Below are 26,720 nucleotides of genomic sequence, written 5' to 3'. Positions count from 1 at the left end.
CCTCCCTTATGATTTCTGCTGGTCCGAATCGATCACGTTCGTCAACCGCTCTGAAAATTCTTCTGCTGCATTGACTCCCATTCGCTTCAAACGGAAATTCATCGCAGCCACTTCGATAATGACAGCTAAGTTACGCCCTGGACGCACAGGAATTGTCGCCTTCGGAACTTCTACATCCATGATCTTCATCGTCTCTTCTTCTAATCCAAGACGGTCATACTGCTTGTTTTTATCCCAAAGCTCAAGATTAATTACCAGAGTGATGCGTTTGTAACTACGGACCGCACCAGCACCGAATAGTGTCATGACATTGATGATGCCAAGTCCACGGATTTCCAGCAGATGTTCAATCAGCGGTGGACTGTTTCCAATCAACGTATCATAGTCTTCCTGGCGAATTTCCACGCTGTCATCGGCTACAAGACGGTGGCCTCTTTTTACGAGTTCAAGTGCGGTTTCACTCTTACCTACACCGCTCTGCCCTGTAATGAGCACACCAATTCCGTATATATCGACGAGGACGCCATGGATAGCCGTAAACGGTGCAAACTTCGTTTCTAGAAAATTAGTTAGACGGCTAATCACTCGAGTCGTCTTATAAGGAGAAACCATTAATGGCACGCCCGCTTCTTTTGCGGCATCATGCAGCTCCGCAGGGACGTCCATCCCCCTCGTTATGACGATTCCTGGTGTCACATCCGTGCACAGCTTCTCAGCACGCTCCTGCCGCTGTTCCTTCGTCAATTCATTGAAATAGGAAAGCTCAGTTTTTCCTAAAAGTTGCAAACGTTCTTTCGGATAAAACTTGAAGTACCCTGTCATTTCTACACCTGGTCGGGAAATATCGCTCGTATGTATTTCACGGTGAATTCCATCCTCACCAGCTATCAACTCAAGCTTAAACTGATCAATTAAATCTTCTGTGCGTACTTTACTCATGTTGATCTATGACCTCCTCTTTCATCGTTCAATCACTGTCCCCTATTGTAGCATGTTTTCTTATCATCTTGTGTAAAAACACGCTTAGACTCTATTATACAGCGATTCTTCAGGTCGGTTAGGAGGTTACATCTTTTAACACCAGTATGCCACATAAAACAATTGTACAAGCAAAAAAATCAAGTACCCATGAACTGGGCACTTGATTTACGTTTATTTTTTCATATCCTTTATTAAACTATTCAAAATCAGATTAATTAATGAGATGATGATCGCTGCAAGAATCGCCATCCCGAACCCATCAATTTCAAAGGTACTGCCAAGGAAAAAGTCTGTCAGTGCGAGCGTAATCGCATTAATGACGAATAAGAACAGTCCTAAAGATAGTAGCGTGATTGGTAATGTTAAAACGACAAGTATAGGTCGGACGATTGCGTTCAAAATCGAAAGAATGAAAGCAGCGAGCAACGCACCTCCAATTCCATCTATATGAACGGCTTGAAACAATGTTCCGACTGCAATGATCGCAACCGCATTTACTACTATATGAATCAGCCAACTTTTCATTCTTCCACCTTCTTTCTTATAAACTTCTTATTCACCAGCTTTTACGGTAACAGATCCTGTTTTCGTCTCGGCTTCAATATGAAACCCTTGTTCATATTCTTCAAATGCTTCAAACTCCAATAGTTTGTTCGCCACGTCTTTTTTGTCTTTCAAGATCTTATAGTTATCTAAGTGACAATTTAAATTGCCCACTTTGGATCTTAATACTCCATCGACACGTTTTTCCTTCGGCAAGTCAACTTTCACACTGCCAGCTGTCGTTTTGTAAAAAGCTGTATGTGCTTTTTCTCCCTTATGTTCAACTGTAATGTTTCCGCTTAAGGCTGACACATCACTCTTTCCAAAGAGACCGGAGAGGTTCACCGCCCCATTGACCGTGTCGATTTCGCACGTTTCGAAGTCCCCTTCGGTAAATGTAATCGCGCCGTTTCCAGTTTCAACTTTACATTTATCCCCGCTTACTTGGCCAAGCTGTACTTTTCCATTCGTTGTTTTCAACTGGAAATGGTCACTATCGACCTGGTTAAACTTAATTCCGCCGTTTGTCAGCTTCCCCTTGATGAATTCATACCTTTTCTTTGGAATATTCAGCTTTACGAAGGTCTTCACTTTCTTAGAAGGACTTGCCAGGCGGAGTAGCCCTGATTGAATAGTAAACTGACCATCAGTCAGAAACCTGTCACGGGCTTCTTCTTCCGATTTCACTTGATACACTTTCACTTGATAGGATGCCTTTACGTAAGGCTCCTCCCACGTAACCACTTCAAGCGATCCATTTGCAATGGAGATATCTAAATCATTAAAGTCCTGTGGATCAAGTGACTTTTCATAATCAAACGTAACAGATTCACCAAAGGAGAGATCAAAATCCGCGTTCTTGATCTTATCGACAGCATCACCTAGAAAATGCTTGATTCCGTACTTGTTTGAAGCTGCGTCCGACTCATTCTTTTCAGTTTCATCGACGGCATCAAGCAGTTTTGCCCCTTCTTCAGCAGTTACTGTGCCTTCTTCAATCATTTTTAAGATTCTCATACGTTCTTCATTCATTACTTCATCCACTCCTTTATTCATTAGTACTGCATTCCCTCACAAAAGGTTTCAAAAACACCAACAAAAAAACACCTTGAAAAAACATGATGTCTTTTCAAGGTGTAAGGGATTAATCAAATTTATATTGATAAAAACGCTCGGTTTTCAAGCGCTCCAATTGTTCGGCCTGCTGGTCCTGAGATTGTATCAAACTCATCATTCCGTCTGCTTGGGAAAGGTGCGCTTTAATAGCAGCCAGCTTCCGATCCCAATAAGGTTCTACATTGTGCACAATTTGAGGTTCTCCCAAATCTACTTCATGGTTATTAGAGATCGCATGCATCCAAACGTCCGGACGGTAATTTTCATCTATCCGTCGTACGGCCTCAACCACTGCTTTTCCTAAAGCATCGTGGTCTGGATGGACTGCATAACCCGGGTAATGGGTAATGACCGTCGTGGCATTCAATGATTCAATTCTCTCTTTCAAATGATCTGCCATTTCATCGACGGGTTCGAATTCCAGGGTTTTATCTCGATAACCCAGATATTCAACCTTGATATCCAACTGCCTGGCAGCCTCCGCAAGCTCTTTCTTACGGAATGAAGAGAGGGTCTCTCTATTGGCGAAGACAGGGTTGCCCATATTCCTTCCCATCTCGCCTAGCGTTCCGCACAAATACGTCACAGGGACGCCATCATCTCTGAATTTCGAAATGGTTCCGGATGCTCCGAATGATTCATCATCTGGGTGTGGGAAAATGACAACGACATGCTGCTTACTCATCAGGATCAGCCTCGTGTGAGAATGGTGTTTCACTAATTTCGAGTGCCACCATCAAACGCCCTTCACGGTCGTGTCCCGCCATCAGCAAACGGTCTTTTTCATCGATTTCGAAATCTGTTAACCCTTCTGCATAAACCCAGCCCAGGTCCAGCTTCAATCCTACACGATAGGAGCCGCCCGTACTGACGATTTTGCCATGCTGGTAATTGACTTGGGCATTTCTAATAAACGCCCCAACATTATAGGCTTCTTCGTCAAAGTGGCTGGCATAGGCCCCATTGGTTGTTTCAAGATGTACATAAACCTCTTTATTAGCTAGATCATTGATTTTGTCCTGCACTTTATCTTGTATGATTGCTTCCATTCGAATTCCTCCCGTTCAACGCTGCTTTTTAATCAAAGGCAGAAAGTGAGCGGTCAATGCATCTTCGGCATTTCCACTCACCCGACCTCCTTAACATACCTTAAACGATACGGAACTATTTTCCCATCGTCAAAACATTTACTTGTTTCCTACTTTTTCTTTTGACTTCAGCACTTTGTCCATTCGCTTACGATCACGCTCGAGAATGGGCTTCAAGTATTTACCTGTATAGGATTTAGAATGGTCAACGACTTCTTCCGGAGTTCCACTGGCAATAATTTGACCGCCATTTTCTCCGCCCTCAGGTCCGAGATCGAGAATAAAATCAGCTTCTTTTATAACATCAAGGTTGTGTTCAATAATTAATACAGAATCACCATTCTCTACAAGACGTTGAAGCACCTTCAATAAACGGGAAATATCATCAACGTGGAGACCAGTCGTTGGTTCATCCAAGATGTAAAAGGACTTTCCATTCGACCTGCGGTGCAGCTCACTTGCCAGTTTCACACGCTGTGCTTCCCCTCCGGAAAGGGTCGTCGCTGGTTGTCCAAGCTTGATATATTCAAGACCTACATCAGCGACGGTTTGCAGTTTACGTTTGATTTTAGGAATGTTCGCGAAAAATTCCAATGCTTCTTCAATCGTCATGGCTAATACATCTGCAATGCTTTTTCCTTTATATTTCACTTCGAGAGTCTCTCGATTATATCGCTTTCCATCACATACTTCACAAGGAACGTATACATCTGGCAAGAAGTGCATCTCGATTTTAATAATCCCATCCCCACGGCAAGCTTCACAGCGTCCGCCTTTTACATTGAAGCTGAAACGGCCTTTCTTATAACCGCGTATTTTCGCTTCATTCGTTTGTGCAAATACATCTCTGATGTCATCAAAAACACCTGTGTAAGTTGCAGGATTGGATCGTGGGGTACGTCCGATCGGGGACTGGTCGATATCAATCACTTTATCCAGTTGCTCAATTCCTTCAATTGTTTCGTGCTTTCCAGGTTTTTGTTTTCCTTTATGAAGCTTCATCGATAGAGATTTGTATAAGATTTCGTTAATAAGCGTACTCTTGCCGGATCCTGATACACCGGTGACAGCCGTAAGCAGTCCAAGTGGAATTTTAGCATTCACTTTCTTAAGGTTATTTTCTTCCGCTTTCTTAATTTCAAGGAAGCGTCCGTCAGGTTTCCGACGCTCTGCCGGCAGCGGAATGAATTTTTTCCCGGATAGATACTGGCCAGTTAAAGACTTTCCACTTTTCATGACTTGTTTAGGAGTTCCTTGCGTGACGATATCCCCACCATGAGCTCCAGCCCCCGGCCCGATATCGATCAAATAATCTGCGGCAAGCATAGTGTCTTCATCGTGCTCGACAACGATCAGGGTATTATCTAAGTCTCTCATCCGCTTCAGTGTGTTGATTAGACGATCATTATCACGCTGGTGAAGCCCGATGGATGGCTCATCGAGAACATATAGAACACCTGTTAATGCAGAACCAATCTGAGTAGCCAAGCGAATACGCTGGGCTTCTCCCCCTGACAACGTTCCTGCCGAGCGGGATAAAGTTAAATACTCCAGACCAACGTTTGCTAAGAAGCTCAACCTTTCGCAAATTTCTTTAAGGATCATTCGGGCAATGGTTTCTTCTTTTTCCGTCAATTCAAGGCCTTCAAAGAATTCTTTAGCTTCTGTAACGGAGTAGTCCGTGGTATGACCAATATGTTTACCATTTATAAGAACGGCTAAGGCCTCTTCATTCAATCGGTTTCCTTTACATTTCGGACATGGCTTTTGAGCCATATATTTTTCCATCTGCTCACGGATATAATCAGAGCTCGTCTCTCTGTACCGACGAGAAATATTCGGGATCACACCTTCGAAGTAGATTTCGTTTTCTCTTACTTTTCCAAAATCATTTTCATAGCGGAAATAGACTTTATCGTTCCCGCTTCCATAAAGCACTTTGTCCATCTGCTCTTTTGGCAATTCTTTGACAGGCCTGTTCATATCGATGTCGTAATGATCAGCCACACTTTTCAGCAGCTGTGGGTAATATTGAGAGCTTGTCGGTTCCCATGGAGCAATTGCATGTTCTTTTAACGAAAGTGTCCAATCGGGGATCACAAGGTCAAGATCCACTTCCAGTTGAGTCCCTAATCCATCACAGCGGCTGCATGCTCCGTAAGGACTGTTGAACGAGAACATGCGTGGTTCTAATTCACTTACGGAAAAACCACAAATCGGGCACGCATGGTGTTCACTGAACATTAGTTCTTCGTCATCGATGACGTCAACGATCGTATGACCGCCTCCAAGGTTCAATGCTGTTTCAATGGAATCGGATAGACGTCCTTCCACACCTTCTTTCACAACAACACGGTCAACAACCACTTCGATCGAATGCTTTTTGTTTTTATCAAGGTTTATTTCCTCGGAAATTTCACGCATCTCTCCATCGACCCGGAGACGAATATATCCTTCTTTTTGCAGCTGCTCAAAAACCTTCACATGCTCTCCCTTTCGTCCTGAAACAACTGGGGCAAGAATTTGAAGTTTTGTCCGCTCTGGATATTCCATAACTCTGTCGACCATTTGCTGCACGGTCTGAGAGCTGATCTCAACACCGTGCTTCGGGCAGGTCGGTCGTCCGATACGTGCAAACAGTAAACGCAAGTAATCGTAGATTTCTGTTACGGTTCCCACGGTAGACCTGGGGTTACGGCTCGTCGTTTTTTGATCAATAGAAATAGCGGGTGACAAACCTTCGATCGAATCGACATCAGGCTTATCCATTTGACCAAGAAACTGACGGGCATAGGCACTTAATGACTCAACATAGCGCCTCTGCCCTTCCGCATAGATCGTGTCAAATGCAAGAGAAGATTTACCTGAGCCGGACAAGCCTGTCATGACCACCAGTTTATTTTTAGGAATATCGATGTCGATATTTTTTAAGTTGTGTGCTCGGGCTCCTTTGATACTGATATATTTACTGGCCATTGTACACTCATCCCTCCGCTTTTAATTCCAATAAAACATCTCGTAGCTCGGCCGCTCGTTCGAAATCGAGATCGCGAGCCGCTTGTTTCATTTCTGTTTCTAAATTGTCGATCATTTCCTGGCGTTCTTTCTTCGTCATCTCTGAAGGTCTCTTCGTTGTTTCATAATCGCCATCTTCTTCAGCAACAGCTGTTGCCTTAATGACGTCTCGAACTTCCTTCTTAATGGTCATAGGAGTAATGCCATGTTCTTCGTTATAAGCAATTTGCTTCTCGCGGCGGCGGTATGTTTCGTCGATGGCAAACTGCATAGATTTTGTGATTTTATCCGCATACATAATAACCTGACCATTTTCGTTACGAGCCGCTCGGCCAATCGTTTGGATTAGGGAACGATCTGAACGTAAGAACCCTTCTTTGTCGGCATCTAAAATAGTCACTAAGGATACTTCAGGTATATCAAGACCTTCTCTTAATAAATTTATCCCTACAAGCACGTCGTATTTTCCAACACGGAGATCGCGGATGATTTCTATCCGTTCCAACGTCTTAATTTCTGAGTGAAGATAAGCGACTTTAATGCCGAGTTCTTTCAAGTAGTCGGTCAAGTCCTCTGACATTTTTTTCGTCAATGTCGTGACTAATACGCGCTCACTTTTATCTTTTCGCTTATTGATTTCTCCCACGAGGTCGTCAATTTGTCCATGGATTGGCCTTACCTCAATTTCTGGATCCAATAACCCTGTCGGGCGAATAATCTGTTCAGTCATCTTCGGTGTATGTTCTAATTCATAAGGCCCAGGGGTAGCCGATACGTAGGCTGCCTGGTTAACTTTCGATTCAAACTCCGGAAATTGAAGCGGCCGGTTATCCATCGCGGATGGCAGTCTGAACCCATGGTCAACGAGCACTTGCTTTCTTGCACGGTCTCCGTTGTACATCCCCCTTACTTGAGGAAGTGTAACGTGCGATTCATCCACCATGACCAAGAAATCATCGGGGAAATAATCCAGCAGCGTATAAGGGGTAGCCCCCGCCTCCCGGAATGTCAAATGGCGTGAATAGTTCTCAATACCGGAACAGAACCCCATTTCCCTCATCATTTCTAAGTCATAGTTCGTTCTTTGTTCTAGCCTTTGAGCTTCCAAAAGTTTTTCTTGATCTTTTAACTCTTTCACACGAACTTCCAATTCTTTTTCAATGTTCTTAATCGCTTTTTTCAACTTCTCTTCTCTTGTTACGAAGTGGGATGCCGGGAAAATCGCTACATGTTCACGGTCTCCGACGATTTCACCTGTCAGAACGTCGATCTCGCGAATCCGATCGATTTCATCTCCAAAGAACTCCACGCGTATCGCATGTTCTTCACGGGAAGCAGGAATGATTTCAACCGAATCGCCACGGACGCGGAACGTCCCGCGCTGAAAATCGATATCGTTTCGAGCGTACTGGATGTCTACCAGATTCCTTAAAAGCTCGTCCCGGTCCTTTTCCATCCCAACTCGAATGGATAAAACTTGACTGCGGTATTCGTCTGGAGAACCTAAACCATAAATGCAGGACACACTGGCTACGATGATGACATCATTCCGTTCAAACAACGATGAAGTAGCCGAGTGACGCAGCTTATCGATTTCATCATTGATGCTTGCATCTTTTTCTATAAATGTATCCGAAGATGGCACATAAGCCTCAGGCTGATAATAGTCATAGTAACTGACAAAATACTCAACGGCATTGTTTGGAAAAAATTCCTTAAATTCACTATAAAGCTGTCCAGCTAATGTTTTATTATGGGCGATAATTAGAGTAGGTTTATTGACTTGCTGGATCACATTGGACATCGTAAACGTTTTTCCTGTTCCTGTTGCACCTAGAAGCGTCTGATGCCGCTCACCACGGTTAATTCCTTCAACTAATTCCTGGATCGCTTTCGGCTGATCCCCTTGAGGTGAGAACTGTGAAACCAATTCAAATTTATTCTCCACGACGAAAACCTCCGTTCCTATCTCGTTCAAAAATAGTTTACCACAATATATTACCATTCTAACATGAAACGAACAAACATTCGGTCCCTGATTCTATTAGAAGTTTTTGGAACTTCATAATCCGCTAAATTTTTCCATCCCTTCTTAAACAAAAGACCACTACAGCAGGCGTGTAGTGGTCTTTCTTTTTGATTATTCAAAAGTCTGATTGTACTGGTTGACTTCAAACAAATCAGTAAGTTCAATATCAGGGTTTTTATCGGTAAACCACCGAAGAGAGAAATCATTTTTAAACAGAACAAGCGGGTTACCTTCACGGTCTTGGACAAGCATATTCCGCTCATCAAATAGGGATTCATCCACCTGGTCCTGGCGCAACCAGCGAGGAAGCCGCTCGCCAATCGAAGTGAGTTCTACTTCAACGTTATACTCATTCTTCATTCGATATTCAAAGACTTCATATTGAAGCTCGCCGACCGCCCCGATGATATAATCTTCGAATCGATAGCGTTTAAACAGCTGGATGGCTCCTTCTTGGACGAGCTGTTCCAAGCCTTTTTTAAATTGCTTCGACTTCATTACGTTCTTAGCGGTTACTTTTTTGAAAAGTTCTGGCGGGAACTGAGGAAGCTCATCGTATTCAAAGTTCGATTTTCCTGTCACAATCGTGTCTCCGATACGGTATACGTTAGGATCATAGATTCCGATAATATCTCCTGCGTATCCTTCCTCAACTGTACCTCGTGAAGAAGCAACAAACTGCTGTGACTGAGCAAGTTTAAACGTTTTCCCAGTTCTTGAAAGGGTTACGTTCATTCCGCGTTCGAACTTACCAGAACAGATCCGTACGAAGGCAATCCGATCGCGGTGCTGCGGGTTCATGTTCGCCTGGATTTTAAAAATGAATCCGGAAAACTCTTCGTGATCTGGAGAAACGACTCCTTCGGTTGATTTTCTAGGTGCCGGTTCTGGTGCCATATCAATAAACGTATTAAAGAACGTCTCCACTCCGAATGGGGCAAGAGCACTTCCGAAGAACACTGGTGTTTGATCGCCTTTCATCACTTTATCCATCGAGAAATTGTCACCCGCTTCCACTAAAAGCTCCATCTCTTCTTGAGCTTCCTGGAAGGTAGCGTTTTCGGTCAGCTCCGGATGTTGATCAAGCTGATCATAGGGAATGTACGTTTCTTCTTCATTTCCTGAGAAGTGGACAAACTTTTCATTGTTGCGGTCAAACACGCCAAGGAATCGTTTGCCCATTCCAGCGGGCCATGTCATCGGATACGTTTCAATATTTAGCGTCTCTTCAATTTCTTCCATCAATTCAAATGGGTCGCGGCTTTCACGGTCCATTTTATTGATAAATGTAAAAATCGGAATCCCACGCATTTTACATACTTTGAACAATTTTAATGTTTGAGCTTCAATTCCTTTTGTAGCATCAATGATCATGACTACGCTGTCTACGGCCGTAAGTGTCCGATAAGTGTCTTCACTGAAATCTTCGTGTCCAGGTGTATCTAAAATGTTTACCTGGTAACCCTTATAAGGAAAGTTCATCACACTGGATGTAACGGAAATTCCACGCTGCTTCTCAATTTCCATCCAGTCTGAAGTTGCAAACTTACCAGACTTCTTTCCTTTTACGGTTCCTGCCGAGCGGATCAGGTTTCCGAACAACAGCATTTTCTCCGTCATCGTCGTTTTCCCGGCGTCCGGGTGCGAAATAATGGCAAACGTTCTTCGCTTTTTCATTTCTTCCTGTATTTCCATCGTTATATCCTCCATCATTTTAAGATCGTTTATGAAAAGGTTCGGGGATATACGGATATCACATTGGACTCTTCACTCCATAAAAAAACCGCTCCCTCTCGAGCGAGCGGCTTCCTCGAATTTTCAAACTCATACTTTGAAAGTTAGCATAACCCTAGCGTAAAATCAATCGTAAAAGGAATTTATGCCACCTCAGGTCATCCATTATCTGGATGACCTGAGGTGGCAGAATCTGGATGACCTGAGGAGACATTTATAGGAAATCTTAACCTTTTCAAACCTGTTATAATGGAGAAAATACTGATAGTAAGGATGCCAGTTATGCAGACGTACTTGTTACAACCGAATGATATAAAGAAAATAACCGGAAATACATTTTATACTCGAGGCAAACAATACTTTGATGCCGGTAAAGTATACGGACTTTCCCATAATAGCGCCATTCGGTCATGGCGAGCTGTCGTAGCGGGTACGCATGATTATGAAGTACGCGTCTTCTTTTTTGAGGATGACGACGTCGAAGCGACTTGTGAATGCCAGGCCTACAGCAGTTATTATACGTGTAAACACATCGCAGCTGTCTTAATTGCCATTCGTGAGAGAGCTTTGGATGAAATCGCACCAAAACTTGCAGATAAGGGACAGCGGGAACGATCTTCAACGACCAACAATGACCGATTGTTTGCGATGCGTTTATTCGAGACATTTCGTCAGCGTCAGGAAAACAGAATGGCGAATGATCTTAAAAAAACGTTAGGAATTCAGTACTTCCTTCACCTTCATTCTTTACTGGGAACAAAAAGCTTAAGTATTGAAGTAAAACTAGGTGAGAACTATCCCTATGTGATTAAGAACATTAGAGAGCTGCTTGAACACATTGATCGCGAGCAGCCTTACAGAATTTCTAAAAAATTCACCTACGACCCTGGTGAACATGTCATGACCCCAGAGGACAGATCGATTTTCGATCTTCTCATCCATGCCTATGAGCAGGAACGTTTTTATGAACAGCAATGGAACCTGTCGGAACAAAAAACATTGAGAATCCCACCTGGGCTTGCAGAAAATCTTTTGGCAAAGCTTGAAGAGAGGAACTGTGAAATTATAGAGCGTGGAGAGAGTAAAGGGAATCTACAATACGACCATGAGTTTCCTGACCTCTCCTTTTACATCTCTGAAGAACGCGGTCATTTCCATATGCACTTAAATCATTTGAAGAGTTACGACTATTTAGCAGATTATCATCTTTTATATAAGGAAGGTACATTCTTTGCTATAGAACAGAAAAAGGAACAAGTTATTGAAACGCTTTATTCGCTGTTTCCTTATAATTCAAACGGAAATCATACGGTCAGCCATTCCGATATGGAAGGAATCGTATCTTATGTACTTCCAGAATTAGAAACCATTGCAGACGTAGAACTGGATAGCGCTGCGAAGCAAAAAATCATCCAAAAGCCGCTCCAGGCTGAAGTATACCTAGATTTCTATCATTGGACCTTAACGATCGAAGTCCGCTTCCGCTATGGAGATGAAACAATCAATCCATTTAAAACGAAACCAAAAAACGACAGCACAATTATTCGAAGAGATAGCGCAACAGAACAGGCCATAATGGAACTGATCGAGTATGCAGAATTCAAGTTCGATGGTGAGATCGTTTATATTGAAGATGAAGATCGAATAGATTTGTTCATGCATGAGCTTCTTCCAAAGTTCAGAGAACACGCGGACGTTTTCTTATCATCTTCCGTTCGTTCATTAATCGATCAGCAGGATCATGAACTGAAGCCTTCTATTGAAGTTCAAAGCGATGGAAGCTGGCTTGATATCAGTTTTGGAATTGATGGCATTAGTTCAGAGGATGTATCGGCGGCTTTGAAAGCTTCGATAGAACGAAAAAAATATTACAGGCTTTCTGACGGGACACTGCTCTCCCTAACTTCAGAGTCTTTTGAGCGATTCCAGCGACTAGCCTCAGAACTAGATTTGTCCAGCAAAGATATCGAGGATAGCCATCTTCAAGTTGCTAAAATGAGAAGCCTGCAGGTTGAGGATGCTCTGCAAACGGAAGAATCCGAGCGTGACCAGTCGTTTACTGAACTAGTCGAACGATTAAAGTCACCTCAGTCCTTTAACATTGAAGCACCTAACAAATTACAGGCCGACTTGCGTCCCTATCAGCTGACAGGTTTCCGCTGGATGAAATCATTGGCAACCTACGGGCTTGGAGGCATTCTCGCCGATGATATGGGTCTAGGTAAAACTCTGCAGACGATCACTTTCTTGCTTTATGAAAAAGAACAAGGTCTCTTACAACATCCAGCGCTTATCATTGCGCCTGCATCGCTGATCTATAACTGGAAAAAAGAAGTGGAAAAATTCGCACCGGACTTATCTGTTCAAACCATTTCAGGGGATCCGCAAGCACGGACAGAGGCACTTGAACAAATGTCAACTAAAGATATTGTGATCACTTCTTATCCGTTGCTGCGACAGGACGCCGACTTTTACAAAGAAGCAAGCTTCCATGCAATGATTTTAGATGAATCACAAGCCGTTAAAAATGAGACGACGAAAACAGCCACGGCTGTTCGTACAGTCAAAGCGAAGCATCGTTTCGCGTTGAGTGGAACCCCTATAGAAAATTCCTTACAGGAGCTATGGTCCATATTCCGGATTATTATGCCTGGATTCTATACGAGTAAAAAGAAATTCCTTGATATGAAACCTGACAAAATTGCCAGGATGACGCGACCGTTCATTTTAAGACGGATGAAAACGGAAGTACTTGATGAACTCCCCGATAAAATTGATACGGTTCAATACTCGGAGCTTACCCGCGAACAAAAAGAAGTGTACTTGGGATATCTTGAGAGAATTCAGAATGACATTCAGGAAACCATTGCAACGAAAGGCATACAACGAGGTAAACTTGAGATTCTTGCCGGCTTAACCCGATTAAGACAAATTTGCTGTCACCCTTCCTTATTCTTAGAAAACTACGAGGGAGGATCAGGCAAGCTGGAACAGTTGAAAGAACTTGCGAAGGAAATGAAGGCGGGCGGCCATCGACTTCTCATCTTCTCCCAGTTTTCAAGCATGCTGACTATGCTTCATAACGAGCTTGCAGGAGAAGGAATCGATGGTTTCTACTTGGATGGGAGTACCAAATCTGAGAAGCGTATGGAACAGGTGGAACGGTTTAATGCAGGTGAAAAGGATGCCTTTTTCATCTCATTGAAAGCTGGAGGTACTGGCTTGAACTTAACCGGTGCAGACACCGTCATTCTCTATGATTTATGGTGGAACCCGGCGATTGAAGAACAGGCTGCCGGACGGGCGCATCGTATTGGCCAAGAGAAAATCGTCCAAGTGATCCGCATGATTTCTGAAGGAACGATCGAAGAACGCATCTATCAGCTTCAGCAGAAGAAACGCGACCTCGTCGATCAAATTATTCAGCCTGGTGAGTCTATGCTGACATCCTTAAGTGAAGAAGAAATTCGTGATTTGTTTAGATAAGAGAAATGAGCCCTGTAGAATTCAGGGCTCATTCAGCTTTCACACCCTTATTTAAGATAAGCTAATTAGTATCAAGCAAAAGTTCTATATAGAATTTGAAATAGGTAAGTCTTTATTTATCTATACAAAAATAATTCCTTAACTAGACTATATAAAGCGGGATGAGAAATTGAGGCTTCCCAACACTTCCGTGGAAAGCATTTAATATTCCAGCCCTACTTTTGCAGAATCCAGAGAAGAAAACAAAGGAAACAGCTGTAAAAATAAGAAGAGCCTCGACTACATGTCGAGGCTATTTCTGTCCGTTTCATTTTTATTTAGCTTAACACCGATTTCTTTTGCAGTTTGAACCAGTATCCACCTAGGATGCTTGCACCAATTACCATGGTAATCGTTGAAATGATCATATGAATGGACGACGCAACGACAATATTACCTGTTACGACGATTACAAATCCAACCACCGCATTTAATAAGAGCGAAATAAGGTATAGCCAGGCAAGCGAAATGTGATACTTGAATTTAGAAGCATAAATAAGGAACCACACAGCTGCAACAATGATGACGACTGTTGCTACCCAGTGCAGCGAGTATATCATATTCGCGATCGACTCGCTTTGGATCAAGTATTCTACGGCTGGGATATCAAGCAAGACATTACTGGCCCGGCTATGTTTAAAGAAGGCCCCTAGAATGACCTGCATCACATAAAGCCCAAAGCCGATTAAAAAAGTACGATAGCTCATGGAAACGGTTGACCAGCTTGTACGGTCAAGCTCAATCTTCTTCTCGTGCAGACTGTAACTCAATAATACGAGAACAATCAGAAGCATTTGGCTGAATGTCACATCAAGCGTTGTAAACCCGGGAGGAGTACCAAGAAGGACGTTAAACCCTCCTACGAGTGATTGAAAGATCAACAAGCCTAAGCTTAAAATCGATAAAATAAAGACAGATCTCCGCTTGCGATGTTTATAAAGCGCTCCCACGGCGTTAATAAACGTCAACATCGCAAGAAGCGGCACCATCAAACGGTGCGAGTATTCTATAAGGACATGGTAGTTCGTAAAATCGGGAATGACCGATCCATTACAAAACGGCCAGGACGTCCCGCACGCATCCCCAGAATCTGTCGCAACGACAAGATTACCGAGGATAAGGGCGAGAAAAGTTACGAACGTTGTCAAAATGGAGAATTTCTTCATCGTCTTACCCTTCCTCTATCTAGATCATAAAAATATTGTCATTTCATGCATTCACAGTAAATCATATCATGAAAACCAAAGTGGAGAGAACGAAAAAGGCCGTCTTAGGTCATGAACTTTTTGTGAACGGATGCTTTTTTCTCAGTTTTTGGATAAAAAGGTAAAGAAGTGATAGCAATAGAAGCGTCGTATTAATAATGGAAAAGGTTCCGGCGTAGTGTTCGTCGTCCCAGTACGATACTTTGCTTCTAAACGTATAACTGCTGACAGGGTAAAACATCGGCACAGCATCCTCGACATGGGTCAATAAGTCCAGGATGATATGACCCAGCCAACCGTATAAAAGAGCCAGCCACTTGGTTAATTTCCGTCCTTTCCAGACAAAAATAACTGAGAATACAACAGCCCACACAAACATAGAATGCCCTGCTTGACGAAGGACAAACACAACTGGATGCTCAAAAAGGTCATGAACTAGACCAAACAAAGCACGCATTGGATCCGGATCGTCTACAACTTGAAAAGCATTCCGTGTAATCGCTAAGTATAAAAACATGACATAGTAGACAATATCAGGCATTACGCTGCCGAAAACAAACCAGCCAACATATTTTTGTTTTCTGGCGGCAAAAAACGTCCAATATCCGTGGTGGAGTGTATTCAATGTCCCATCCCCTTCCCGAACACTCCTTTCTGTTTACCACTACTGTGAAAAGGGAAACAAAAACGATGTAAAGGAGCGTGATTGGATGAGTTACAAAGCGTACGTATTCGATGCGTATGGAACCCTTTTCGACGTCCATTCTGTCATGGAGAAAATTCATGAGTACTACCCTGATCAAGGCGCCTCCATCAGTCAACAGTGGAGAGACCGGCAGATTCACTATTTTATGGTCCGCCAGCTGATTCAGGGCTATCGTCCATTCAATGAGATTACTCAATGGGCCCTGGAAGATGCTCTCGCTTTCAGTGATATGACGATCAAACCTGATGTTGTAGAAGACTTGATGAAGCAATACGAAAAACTGCAGCCGTATGAAGAGGTATCAACTTTCTCAGAGCAGCACCCTGATATGATTTTTACCATCTTCTCTAATGGAACGCGGTCAATGCTGAAACCTCTGCTTGAACACAATCAACTGACAGACACCTTTGATTTGCTCAGTGCAGACGATGTAGAAGTATATAAACCTCATGCGGAAGCTTACCGATATGCTCAGGAAAAATTAGATTGCAGCAAGGATAACATCCTATTCTTCTCAAGCAACCCGTGGGATATCACCGGCGCTGCGTCTTACGGGTTCGACACAGCTTGGGTGAATCGCAAACAGGAAAAATGGCCGGAACTGGGGATTGAACCGACTTATATAATTCAAAACCTAAATGAAATTCCTGGTGAGTAAAAAGCCATAGGAAACTAAAAAAAGCAATGGGTCATTCCCCATTGCTTTTATTGCTTTTATCGCTTTGTTCCCTGTGGATTATACAATGGATTGAGATTGAGATTGCGCTTCTGCCTGGGCTTGTTTAATCAAGCAACGACCCTTGCCATGTGGAATACACATTGGTGTTCCAAACAATGGATCCTGTCTTACTTCACAATTCATTTCAAATACGTGCTGCATGAGCTCACAATTAACGACTTCCTCAGGTTTGCCCTGAGCGAAGACAGATTTATCTTTTACCGCAATAATATGGTCTGCATAGCGGCAGGCTAGATTAATGTCATGTAAAACCATTACCACGGTACGTCCATTGTCCTGATTCAAATCAAAGAGCAAATCCAAAATATCAATTTGGTGAGTCATATCAAGATAGGTGGTCGGTTCATCAAGTAAAATGGTATCCGTATCCTGCGCTAAGGTCATAGCAATCCAAGCTCTCTGGCGCTGTCCTCCAGATAGAGAATCCACTGTACGATCCCGCAGCTCAGATAGGTTCGTATCTTTTAATGCTTTCTCAACCGCATTTTCGTCCTGCTCAGACCAACGCTTCGTAAATCCCTGATAAGGGTATCTTCCCTGCTTCACCAACTGATGAACGGTCAATCCTTCAGGCGTCGTTGGACTTTGTGGAAGAATCGCCATTTTCTTTGCGACTTCCTTTGTTTTCATTTTTGAAATATCCTTGCTGTCTAAGACAACTTCACCGGATTTAGGTTTCAGCAGGCGGGCCATTGAGCGCAATAGTGTTGATTTCCCGCAGCCATTGCCTCCGATTAGCACCGTCACTTTACCTTTTGGAATTTCTATATTTAACGAATCTATAATAATGGAATCTCCATATCCCAAGGTTAAATTGTTTGCGAGCAGCGTATCCATCTTCTTAACCTCTCCTTTTCCCACAAGCAATAATCCATAATAACACGTACAAATATCGCTATCTACTAGTTTATTGGGTGAATCATAAACTGTCAATGAATTTGAGAATCATTTTCACTAGAAGTCTCACTCATTTGTATGCCATTCAACATCAATACAGAACAAAAGCGTAAGCACCTGACTTAGGCATCCAAGGAATGTTCAACTAAGTTCGGCACGTCCTGTGCCAACGTTAAACTGATCGTCGCTCTGAATGGAATTGGATGTAGGCTCACTACGCAATAAGTTATCCATATACAAATCAATTGAATAATTTCTAAAGATGAACAAAAGAGTCAAAAACCGAATGGCTTTTGACTCTTGCATATGTGTTTTATAGATTTTCAGGTTTTGTGGCTTCATTGCCTGACCCATGGGAGATGTAGTCCTGTTCGAGTGTTTGATGATCTTTAACAGAAAGATGGTCTTCCTGAGCACGTCTCTTGTTTCTTCGTTCAAAGTAGATCGCCACAGCAATAATCTCTGCAGGAATGACGAGTACCAGCCATATCACAGTAATCCCTCCTAGGATTTATTGGCTTACACTCTTTTTATTCCCTGCTTAAGAAGCGATATACTTTTATAACAGAAAACAGGAATATTGAAACAGATATAGTAAAAATAAGACACGGGATTGAAAAAATTGTAAGCTTTGTCCAATGAATGATTAACATTATTGAAATATGATTATGTGTTCCGGTTGAGAAAATCAGAAAGAAACATGAAAAGCGATCTTTTACATGAAGTTAAAGTCTTGTCGCTTTTTCAGCTTTAAGCGTATCCACTTCTTTTTTTAAAGTCTCTAATTCATCCAGTAGCTTTAAGATCATTTCATCACTTTTTCTCAGTTCTTCTCCTAATGCTTCAATTGCTTCCTCATCCCAGATAAAAGGGTTTCCGTTTGAAGGAGTGATCGGGAGGTTTTCATAAACAAGTCCTTCTTCTTCATCCGTCGGCTGAAAATAAATAACGACTTCACAGCCCGCATCTCCTTTAGCGATCCGCTTTCTCAAATTGACTTTGCCGTACCCCATTCGCCGTGACGCAATGCCTCCAAATACGCTAGAAGTCATCATACAAAGGTGTGGAGCATCTTTAACCACTTCTCCGAATGGACACGCAGACGCTTTTACAATCACTTTATCAGGGTGGACTTCTGAGATTCGAAAATGACCCCCAATGGAGTTCTTGATGTCAACAATCACCTCGGCATAACGCTCAACAGACCACTGTTCATTCTTTTCTCCATAGAACGACTCGATCCATTCTCCCGTACGAATTCCTACCTGGCGTATATATTCTTCTGCATGTTTACCTACTGTCCGTTCATGTAAATGAGCATATTGAGTAATTAGTTTAGAAAGGAATACCGTACCACTTAGTGAAACTGCCATGCTAATTACCCTCCCATCTCTTTTAATCTTATTATATATCTGTTTCTACCAAATCAAAAAGAAATCCAAAGTGTTTAGCTACTTTTTATGATTTTCGGCTCTTATGGAGTGATAGCTTAATAATGTAATGGTAACGATAATAACTATCATTCCTAGCAGTTGAGTGAAATTCAGTGCTTGGGCTAAAAGAAGAATTCCAAACGAAGAGGCGGTCACTGGCTCAATCATGGCAACTATGGAAGCAATCCCCGCTGTGATTTTCTTTAAACCAATGACATAGAGAAAAGTGGACAAGCCTGCCCCTATCAAACCAAGAATTAAGAATAAAACCAAATCCTGGTCCATCTCAAATATAGACAAAAACTGTTTCATATCAGATAGAGACAAAAGTATAGTAGATTCTGTAATGGAGGAAATAATTAACACAGTTATGAAGTTCCCATAAGCTGAACTGTTTTTGTAACCAAATATAAAAACAGCATAGGATAATCCTGATAACAAACCACTAAGAACCCCTATAAATTGAATAGTAGATCGTCCGGTATCATAAACCCCTGTTAATAAAATAATTCCTCCTACGACGACTAGGGCCGATAAAAGTTTAAACGGAGTAATTCTTTCCGTTTTAAATAATGCGGAGAGAAGGAGTACAAAAATAGGGGCGGTGTACATAAGTGTCGAAGCTACAGGCACATTAGTGTGTGAAATACTGATAAAATAAAAGCCGATATTACCAGCCATCCCAATTCCAGCAACTACAGCCCATATAAGGACAGATTTATTCAATTGGAAGTTCATCTGTTTTCGTAAGACATACCAAAAGAGGATAAAGAGAAATCCAAGGCATGCGCGAAATGCTGCAATAACGATGGCATCCCATCCATGATTTAATAAGATTCCAGCTATCCCTCCACCAATACCCCATAAAAAAGCCGCAAGTATGACAAATACTAATCCATAGGAAAAAGAAGAGAGGAACTTCAGATGTTTCATGTAATCTCCCTTCCATTTACGCCCTCATGAAATAGCTACATTCCATTCATGGCCTGAAAAACTTTTGTTTCAATACCTGTGTAGCCTTTCCTCCACTCCCCCAAACCCATAAGTAAGAAATAATTTAATTTAGTAAAATTTTCGACGGAAAGCTCACTAGTCTTCTTGATTACTAAGAAGAGGTTATCCAAAGATGCCGGATAACCTCTACTAAGATACATAGGACTCACACGTATAAACCAACGGTTTCTTCACGCTCAGGAGGTTCTAAGAACACTAGTCCAAGTTCATAGTGCTCCCCTTCATAAAGGGCGCGCTGCACATAACGATTTTCTCCCCATTCATCCCTAACTTCAATTTTGTTAAAGCCACCGTTCAATTGAAGCGCTTCATAAAACTGTCTTTCCGTTCGGACTTGTCGAGCGTTGACACGCACAATAAGCTCTCCAGGCGTAAGTCCCATTTGAGCTCCAGGACTTTTCGGAATAACACCGAGTACGCGAAGTCCTCTGGCATCAGGAGAAAAAAAGCTCTGGCCTCCTTCTTTTAACCGGTGAAGAACTTGAATAAAGATTCTTCCTACAAGCCCTGCTCCTATGGCTGCAAGAGATAGTGGGTTATAGATTATGCTTCCGATCGTTAACAAAAGAACGAAAATCGCTACCACAAACGTATGCCGTCCTATCGTTTTTGCGACTTTTTCAGGAGACTGTCCCTTTGCTACCCATTCCCAACCTATAACAAAAGGAACAAGGACGAGCCCGAAGCTTTCCTCTCCTATATGTAAGAGGGGCCACCAGGAGGCTAAGGCTTCTATACTTCCTGCTGGGAAAAGAGCGACGAATGGAACGATGGCCATTTTCGTACTGCGATGCTGTCCAGTCCACATGCCCCGACTGCCCTTAATCCGCTCCGGGAACGTCTGAGCTTTCGATGTGCGTAAAAGCAGTACCGCTTCAACAAAGAGCATGACCGACATCAAGACAGCAATCGATGTCATCGGAGTTTCCAGAAGAGACACCTTCCAGGATTCTATCGGACCATACTCAGGCATATACGGAAGAGCTAGGAGCATTAGTGCGGTGATGCCTAGTGAATAGCTAGCGGAATACATGCTGAGTTTGAGAGGTAGGCTGACCAAAATCAGCGCGAGACCAAGCAGCCATAAGAATGAAAGAGGCAGCACCATACCTGCTCCTAGAGAGAATATCGATAAACACCCTCCAGCAATCAAGGAAGTTGCGAGCGTTCCCTTCCATTCTGAAAAGCGATCAAAAATACGTGTCCCGAAAGCTTTACGCTCCTCCTTGATTCTTCTTTGTGACAGGAATAAAACCATAAGGACAGCTATGTATAAGTAAGGTTGGATAAACATTCTTCCCAGCCCTTTTATCAGTTCCAAAAACCAAAGTTCCATATTTATTTCTCCTTTCAAATTAAAAACCAAAGCCCCTTACTTTTCCTAAAAAAAGTATGCTTGAGCTAGCAAAATAACCAACGTTCTAGCTTCTTAAAACGAAAAAATCCGCAGTCAAAGACTACGGATTATATTTCTTGATCGTCTAACAGATCCCCTGCCTTACTCAAACAGGATTTCCAAAGCTTTTTCCATTTGACGGTCATTTTCTTCATCACGAACTTCTTCAACGATTTTTTCTTCTAGTTTGCCACCTGTTTTCTCATCGACTTGGCCTGTTGCTTCAAGCCCTGAATCGGATTGAAAAGCTTCTACAGCCGCTTCTGTTTCTTTGCTGTAATACCCATCTGTGCGGCCTGGGTCGTACCCGAGCCCTTTCAACATTTCTTGGACATTCTTAATTTTATCGCTATTATCGTTGCGCTTCAGCGAGTCTTCGATTTCTACAGGGTTTGTGTAGAAGTATGCAGGCTGCTTCACTTTAACCGTAGGCTCAATGCCTTTTTCATGAATCCAGTTACCGTCAGGAGTCAGCCACTTGAACAACGTCAATTTGATTGTACTGCCGTCGCCCATTGGTATAGCCTGCTGAACCGTTCCTTTTCCGAAACTTTTCGTACCGACAAGATCATAGCCGCCTGCTTCATTCATTGTCGCAGCTAGAATCTCTGAAGCGGATGCACTTCCTTCATCCATCAGTACGGTGATCGGGTACTCCTTCTTCTCTGTTCGCTCAGAGAAATATTTGGATTTTTCCCCTTTACGATCTTCTACTTGTACGATCGGCTTTTCATCTGTAATAAATTCCTTCAGTATCTCCTGTACGTCCGTAAACAAGCCGCCAGGATTTCCTCTTACATCAATAACAAGTCCTTCCATTCCATCGCTCTCAAGCTTTTGAAGCGCTTTGTGGAATTCATCTGATGTTTTCTCGGAGAAGGAAGTAATTTCAATAACGCCTACCTTTTTACCGTCCACTTCTTTCGTATCGGTGTAGACCGTTTCTAGCGGAATATCATCGCGAACAATTTCTATGTTCAAAGGATCGCTTACTCCAGGTCGATCGACTTGCAAAGTTACTTCTGTCCCTTTTTCCCCGCGGATTTTAAGGACAGCTTCATATAAGTCAAGGCCTTCCACACTTTCTCCATCGACTTTCAGAATTTGGTCATTTGGTTTCAGTCCAGCTTTTTCAGCAGGTGAACCCTTGATTGGCGCAACAATAGTAACCTTATCGTTCACCATGCTGACCTCGGCACCAATTCCTTCAAAGGAGGATTCTATGGACTGATTAAACTGCTTCATCGTTTCCTGATCCATATAAACACTGTAAGGGTCCTCAAGCGTATCCAGCATTCCCTGGATAGCCCCTTCGACGAGCTGCTTCTTGTCGACTTCCTCTACATAGTTCTCTTTAATCACGTTATAAGCCTGGGCTACTTTTTCTAAATCACCGTTTCCGGTCATATCTTCTATGAATTTCTTCTGCTCTTCTTCAGTTAAACTTCCGAAATTCTCAGCGTTCTTGCCAGCATTGGCCAGCTGTTCCGATTGGGACTGTTCTCCCTCATTGTTTGCGAAATACTCTATGCCTATGTAAGAGCCAGCTGCCCCTACCAGCACCGCAAGCGCCATCAACAGCGCTATGAAACGCGGTTTTATATTCATCGCATTCACCCTTCTACTTTTTATTTCGTTAATGCTTCTATACTAGCAAATAAGCGCATGCACCGTAAATGTGCGTTTATTACTGATATGGTATGCCACAACAATGGATAGCATGTCCACATCATTATAGTATTTTTTCTTACAAATCAAAACCCTATTAGGAAATAAAAGGAACATAAGGACATAAAACATCTCTAACCTATTATAAAATAAACTAAGAAGAGGCTCTAAAAAAGACTGTCTCTACGATCGAGACAGTCTTGCCAATTTAATATTCGTATCCATATTCACCTTTGGATTCATCTCTCACAACCATACCGTCTTCAATCGCGATAACACGCCTGCGTATGGTGTTTACAATTTCCTGACTGTGAGTCGCCATTAAAACTGTGGTTCCACCAGCGTTGATTTCTTCAAGAATGTGCATGATCTCCCACGAAGTATCAGGGTCAAGGTTTCCTGTCGGCTCATCAGCTATTAGAATCTTAGGATGATTGACAATTGCCCGGGCAATAGAAACCCTTTGCTGTTCCCCGCCTGAAAGCTCATCTGGAATAAAGCGCGCTTTATTTTTCAAACGAACTTGATCCAATACGTCCATTACACGCCGGCGAATGTTCGATGGATTTTCTTCAATGACCTCCAATGCAAAAGCAACGTTTTCATAGACCGTGAGCGTCGGAAGAAGACGGAAATCCTGGTAGACGACACCTACTTGCCGGCGAAGCTTTGGAACCTTACGTTCTTTCATTGTTGATGTATCCATGTCAATAACTCTTACAGAACCTTTTGTCGGCTTTTCTTCACGGTAAATAAGCTTTGTAAATGTCGATTTTCCTGCACCACTAGGGCCTACGACATAAACGAACTCACCCTGATCAATCTTCACATCAAGACCGTTTAATGCTGTAACCCCATTCGGGTATGTCTTATATACTCCTTGCATATCTATCATATGTTGATCACCTTAATTTCCTATTTATTAAACACTTTTTATGCAAACAACTTTATTATAACATTGAAATTCGATAATTTTAGACAAAAAATTATTACATTTATTTTTCAAAAAACGATCATTTTTGCACAATAATAAAAAGCCTGGCTGAGAAAGCCAGACTTTGTTAAGTATTCCGTTTATTTCTTTGTAGCTAACCAGCCTGCAATAAGCTGAGCGTCTTCATCAGAGACTTGTTCTTGAGCGGGCATGCTGCCTTTACCATTCTTAATGATGCCAACGATGTCTTCAGCAGAATACTTGGATCCTACTTGTTGCAGGGATGGTCCCATTCCTCCGCCAAGGTCACCGCCATGACAACTGGCACAGTTTTGTTGGAAAGCCTGTTCAGCTGCTTCAGCATCTACGTTGGATTCGCCAGTTTCCCCAGACTCACCGCCGTCCCCTTCATTTCCTTCACCAGTGTCTTCATTCGTACCTTCTTCAGTTTGTTCATTAGCATTGTCATCGGTTGTTCCTTCGTCTCCACCGCCACCGCAGGCAGCTAAAACGAGGATCAATCCTAAGAAAAGTGCGGATAATAGTTTCTTCAAATCAATATCCCCCTTCATCAAATAAGTATAGGAATATTATAACCGAGTCACGTCGTTTTGAAACCTTCTCCGAGCACCTCTGTAGCATTCATGGCCACGACAAAAGCACCAGGGTCGACCATTTTCACCGTTTGTGTCAATTTAATAAATTCGTTTTGCTGAACGACACACATCACAACACGCCGTTCTCTGTCTGTATAGCCTCCAGCCCCGCTTAACACTGTCACACCACGGTCAATTTCTTCAAAAATGGCATCGCGTACATCATCTACACATTCGGTAATGATCATGACGTTTTTCGATGTATTAAATCCGACCTGTACGAAGTCTATGGTTCTGCTTGTCGCAAACAATCCGATCAGTGCATAAAGCCCTTCTTCTAACGAGAAGACGACTGCCGATGTGAGGACAATCAGTCCATCTAGCATGGCTACACTGATCCCAAGAGGGAGATGGGTGAATTTATGCAGTACCTGAGCGGCAAGGTCGATGCCGCCCGTTGATGCTCGTCCTCGGAAAACGATTCCAAGCCCAAGACCTACACCCATACCACCGAATATGGCTCCAAGGAGCGGGTCAGGTGTCGCTGCATCTAAGTCACTTGTCAAAAGCACAAACATCGGCAGGACCAATGTTCCAACAAATGATTTGATACCGAAATTTTTCCCTAAGATTAAGACTCCGGTAATGAACAGCGGAATGTTGAGTACCCACTGGACGATCCCTGGTTCCCACCCGAACACACCTTTTGTAATTGTACTGATCCCAGCTACTCCGCCTGATGCGATGTTGTTCGGTAACAAAAATACGTTGAACGCTAATGCCACAAAAAAAGAGCCCAATATAACGAGCCCATACTCGATTATATGCTTCATTAATGGAGGCATCGGTTCTCTTCTATATTTCTTAGCCATCATCATGTTATCTTCTCTCCCTATTCTTTCATCGATCTTCTTTTTACGAGATATAAACCGATAGGAGTATAACACCCGGGGATAGAACTGTAAATGAGAGCGAAATAACGTGTTAACACGTTAAAGGAACTCTATACGCTTACTATCTACTTTTAGTAATGAACTATACGGATACATAAGAAAAGCGATGGGCAGAAGCACCCATCGCTTTGTGGTTTAAGATTTTGGTGTTTGTTGAGTTTTTAAGATTTCTTCCAGCAGCCCCAACACATCCTCACGCATATCCTCGCGCTCCATGGCAAGAGCCAGAGTCGTTTGAATAAACCCAAGCTGATCGCCAACATCATAACGATCACCTTCAAATTCATAGCCGTAAACGGGCTGTTCAAGATTTAAGCGTTCGATTGCGTCTGTAAGCTGAATCTCGCCTCCACGACCTGTTTCCTGTGAACCTAATAGGTCAAGGATTTCCGAAGTAAAGACATAACGCCCGATGATCGCAAGGTTGGAAGGAGCCTCTTCCACTGGCGGCTTTTCCACAAAGTGTTCGACTTCATAGCGACGGCCTTGCTGATCCTTCGGTGCTATAATACCGTATTTATTCGTATCTTCGTGAGGCACCTGTTTGACACCAATCACAGAGGAATGCGTTTCTTCATATTGATTCATCAACTGTTTCAAGCACGGTTCATCAGATCGAACTATATCATCACCGAGGAGAACCGCAAAAGGCTCGTCTCCGATAAATTTGCGGGCACACCAAACCGCATGTCCAAGTCCTTTAGGCTCTTTTTGGCGGATGTAGTGAATATCAACTTTAGCCGATTGTTTTACCTCATCAAGCAGATCGAACTTTCCTTTTTTATAAAGGTTGTCCTCAAGTTCAAAAGCATGGTCAAAATGATCCTCAATCGCACGCTTCCCTTTACCTGTCACAATGATGATATCTTCAATACCTGATTCAATCGCTTCTTCTACAATATATTGAATCGTAGGCTTATCCACGATTGGAAGCATTTCCTTCGGCATCGCTTTTGTTGCCGGCAGAAAACGAGTCCCCAAACCTGCAGCAGGTATAATCGCCTTTTTCACTTTCATCTTCTCCACCGCCTTCATATGTATGTACGTTAATCATAGCAAATAAAACTGGAAATGGATAGAAGGAAGAACAGGAATATAGTCATTGTTGTAGAACAAAAAGATTAGAATACACGGACGAAATAATGCCA

At 42.7% G+C, this 26,720-nt stretch carries 22 protein-coding genes; 2 read left to right on the top strand and 20 right to left on the bottom strand.

The features are described 5' to 3' along the window. Positions 1-6: 6 nt before the first annotated feature. From hprK to HM131_RS06710, 8 genes are all read right to left on the bottom strand, one after another. Positions 7-939 carry an HPr(Ser) kinase/phosphatase gene (gene hprK / locus HM131_RS06745; protein ID WP_085029027.1) on the bottom strand — a complete coding sequence of 311 codons (933 nt, stop codon included), beginning with the start codon at positions 937-939 and terminating at the stop codon, positions 7-9. A gap of 213 nt (positions 940-1,152) precedes the next feature. Then, a complete protein-coding gene (locus HM131_RS06740; protein ID WP_085029026.1) occupies positions 1,153-1,506 on the bottom strand; it encodes a phage holin family protein in 354 nt (117 codons plus the stop codon). 27 nt (positions 1,507-1,533) lie between these two features. Further along, entirely contained in the window at positions 1,534-2,556 is a 1,023-nt protein-coding gene (locus HM131_RS06735) for a DUF4097 family beta strand repeat-containing protein (RefSeq protein ID WP_085029025.1), read from the bottom strand. Positions 2,557-2,668: 112 nt separating this feature from the next. Continuing rightward, on the bottom strand, positions 2,669-3,325 hold the full coding sequence (bshB2, locus tag HM131_RS06730) for a bacillithiol biosynthesis deacetylase BshB2 (RefSeq protein WP_085029024.1): 657 nt from the start codon (positions 3,323-3,325) through the stop codon (positions 2,669-2,671). After that, on the bottom strand, positions 3,318-3,689 hold the full coding sequence (locus HM131_RS06725) for a YojF family protein (protein ID WP_085029023.1): 372 nt from the start codon (positions 3,687-3,689) through the stop codon (positions 3,318-3,320). The genes bshB2 and HM131_RS06725 overlap by 8 nt, the downstream gene beginning before the upstream one ends. Before the next feature lie 138 nt (positions 3,690-3,827). Beyond that, positions 3,828-6,704 (bottom strand): excinuclease ABC subunit UvrA, encoded by a 2,877-nt coding sequence (uvrA, locus tag HM131_RS06720; RefSeq protein ID WP_085029022.1) that lies wholly within the window; start codon positions 6,702-6,704, stop codon positions 3,828-3,830. A 7-nt stretch (positions 6,705-6,711) separates the two neighbouring features. After that, on the bottom strand, positions 6,712-8,691 hold the full coding sequence (gene uvrB, locus HM131_RS06715; protein ID WP_085029021.1) for an excinuclease ABC subunit UvrB: 1,980 nt from the start codon (positions 8,689-8,691) through the stop codon (positions 6,712-6,714). A 192-nt stretch (positions 8,692-8,883) separates the two neighbouring features. Next, positions 8,884-10,467, bottom strand: coding sequence for a peptide chain release factor 3 (locus HM131_RS06710; RefSeq protein WP_085029020.1), 1,584 nt, complete (start codon positions 10,465-10,467; stop codon positions 8,884-8,886). 321 nt (positions 10,468-10,788) lie between these two features. Here HM131_RS06710 and HM131_RS06705 point away from each other — a divergent pair, with 321 nt between their 5' ends. Continuing rightward, on the top strand, positions 10,789-13,992 hold the full coding sequence (locus tag HM131_RS06705; RefSeq protein ID WP_085029019.1) for a DEAD/DEAH box helicase: 3,204 nt from the start codon (positions 10,789-10,791) through the stop codon (positions 13,990-13,992). A 317-nt stretch (positions 13,993-14,309) separates the two neighbouring features. Here HM131_RS06705 and HM131_RS06700 read toward each other — a convergent pair whose 3' ends face one another. After that, positions 14,310-15,197 carry a COX15/CtaA family protein gene (locus HM131_RS06700; RefSeq protein ID WP_085029018.1) on the bottom strand — a complete coding sequence of 296 codons (888 nt, stop codon included), beginning with the start codon at positions 15,195-15,197 and terminating at the stop codon, positions 14,310-14,312. 109 nt (positions 15,198-15,306) lie between these two features. Beyond that, on the bottom strand, positions 15,307-15,861 hold the full coding sequence (locus HM131_RS06695; protein WP_085029017.1) for a metal-dependent hydrolase: 555 nt from the start codon (positions 15,859-15,861) through the stop codon (positions 15,307-15,309). Between the two features lie 85 nt (positions 15,862-15,946). Between HM131_RS06695 and HM131_RS06690 the strand changes: the two genes are divergently transcribed. Next, on the top strand, positions 15,947-16,600 hold the full coding sequence (locus HM131_RS06690; RefSeq protein WP_085029016.1) for a haloacid dehalogenase type II: 654 nt from the start codon (positions 15,947-15,949) through the stop codon (positions 16,598-16,600). A 78-nt stretch (positions 16,601-16,678) separates the two neighbouring features. Here HM131_RS06690 and HM131_RS06685 read toward each other — a convergent pair whose 3' ends face one another. From HM131_RS06685 to galU, 10 genes are all read right to left on the bottom strand, one after another. Further along, a complete protein-coding gene (locus HM131_RS06685) occupies positions 16,679-17,518 on the bottom strand; it encodes an ABC transporter ATP-binding protein (protein WP_085029015.1) in 840 nt (279 codons plus the stop codon). Positions 17,519-17,891: 373 nt separating this feature from the next. Next, positions 17,892-18,071 (bottom strand): hypothetical protein, encoded by a 180-nt coding sequence (locus HM131_RS06680; RefSeq protein ID WP_085029014.1) that lies wholly within the window; start codon positions 18,069-18,071, stop codon positions 17,892-17,894. 232 nt (positions 18,072-18,303) lie between these two features. Continuing rightward, the gene (locus HM131_RS06675; RefSeq protein WP_085029013.1) at positions 18,304-18,951 is read right to left on the bottom strand and encodes a methanogen output domain 1-containing protein; all 648 of its coding nucleotides are present in this window, start codon (positions 18,949-18,951) and stop codon (positions 18,304-18,306) included. A gap of 78 nt (positions 18,952-19,029) precedes the next feature. Beyond that, positions 19,030-19,944 (bottom strand): DMT family transporter, encoded by a 915-nt coding sequence (locus HM131_RS06670; protein ID WP_085029012.1) that lies wholly within the window; start codon positions 19,942-19,944, stop codon positions 19,030-19,032. Between the two features lie 226 nt (positions 19,945-20,170). Next, positions 20,171-21,361 (bottom strand): PDZ domain-containing protein, encoded by a 1,191-nt coding sequence (locus HM131_RS06665; protein WP_085029011.1) that lies wholly within the window; start codon positions 21,359-21,361, stop codon positions 20,171-20,173. A gap of 162 nt (positions 21,362-21,523) precedes the next feature. Further along, positions 21,524-23,029 (bottom strand): S41 family peptidase, encoded by a 1,506-nt coding sequence (locus HM131_RS06660; protein WP_085029010.1) that lies wholly within the window; start codon positions 23,027-23,029, stop codon positions 21,524-21,526. Positions 23,030-23,297: 268 nt separating this feature from the next. Then, complete coding sequence (ftsE, locus tag HM131_RS06655) at positions 23,298-23,984, bottom strand: cell division ATP-binding protein FtsE (RefSeq protein WP_085029009.1); 687 nt, start codon at positions 23,982-23,984, stop codon at positions 23,298-23,300. Between the two features lie 179 nt (positions 23,985-24,163). Beyond that, a complete protein-coding gene (gene cccB / locus HM131_RS06650) occupies positions 24,164-24,577 on the bottom strand; it encodes a cytochrome c551 (protein WP_085029008.1) in 414 nt (137 codons plus the stop codon). A gap of 47 nt (positions 24,578-24,624) precedes the next feature. Beyond that, positions 24,625-25,464, bottom strand: coding sequence for a YitT family protein (locus tag HM131_RS06645; RefSeq protein ID WP_408607129.1), 840 nt, complete (start codon positions 25,462-25,464; stop codon positions 24,625-24,627). 243 nt (positions 25,465-25,707) lie between these two features. Next, positions 25,708-26,589, bottom strand: coding sequence for a UTP--glucose-1-phosphate uridylyltransferase GalU (galU, locus tag HM131_RS06640; protein WP_085029007.1), 882 nt, complete (start codon positions 26,587-26,589; stop codon positions 25,708-25,710). Positions 26,590-26,720 lie beyond the last annotated feature (131 nt).

The organism is Halobacillus mangrovi (assembly GCF_002097535.1).
GTDB classification, from domain to species: domain Bacteria; phylum Bacillota; class Bacilli; order Bacillales; family Halobacillaceae; genus Halobacillus; species Halobacillus mangrovi_A.
Note: the sequence above shows the minus strand (reverse complement) of the source record. Positions and strands in the feature narration are given on the sequence as shown.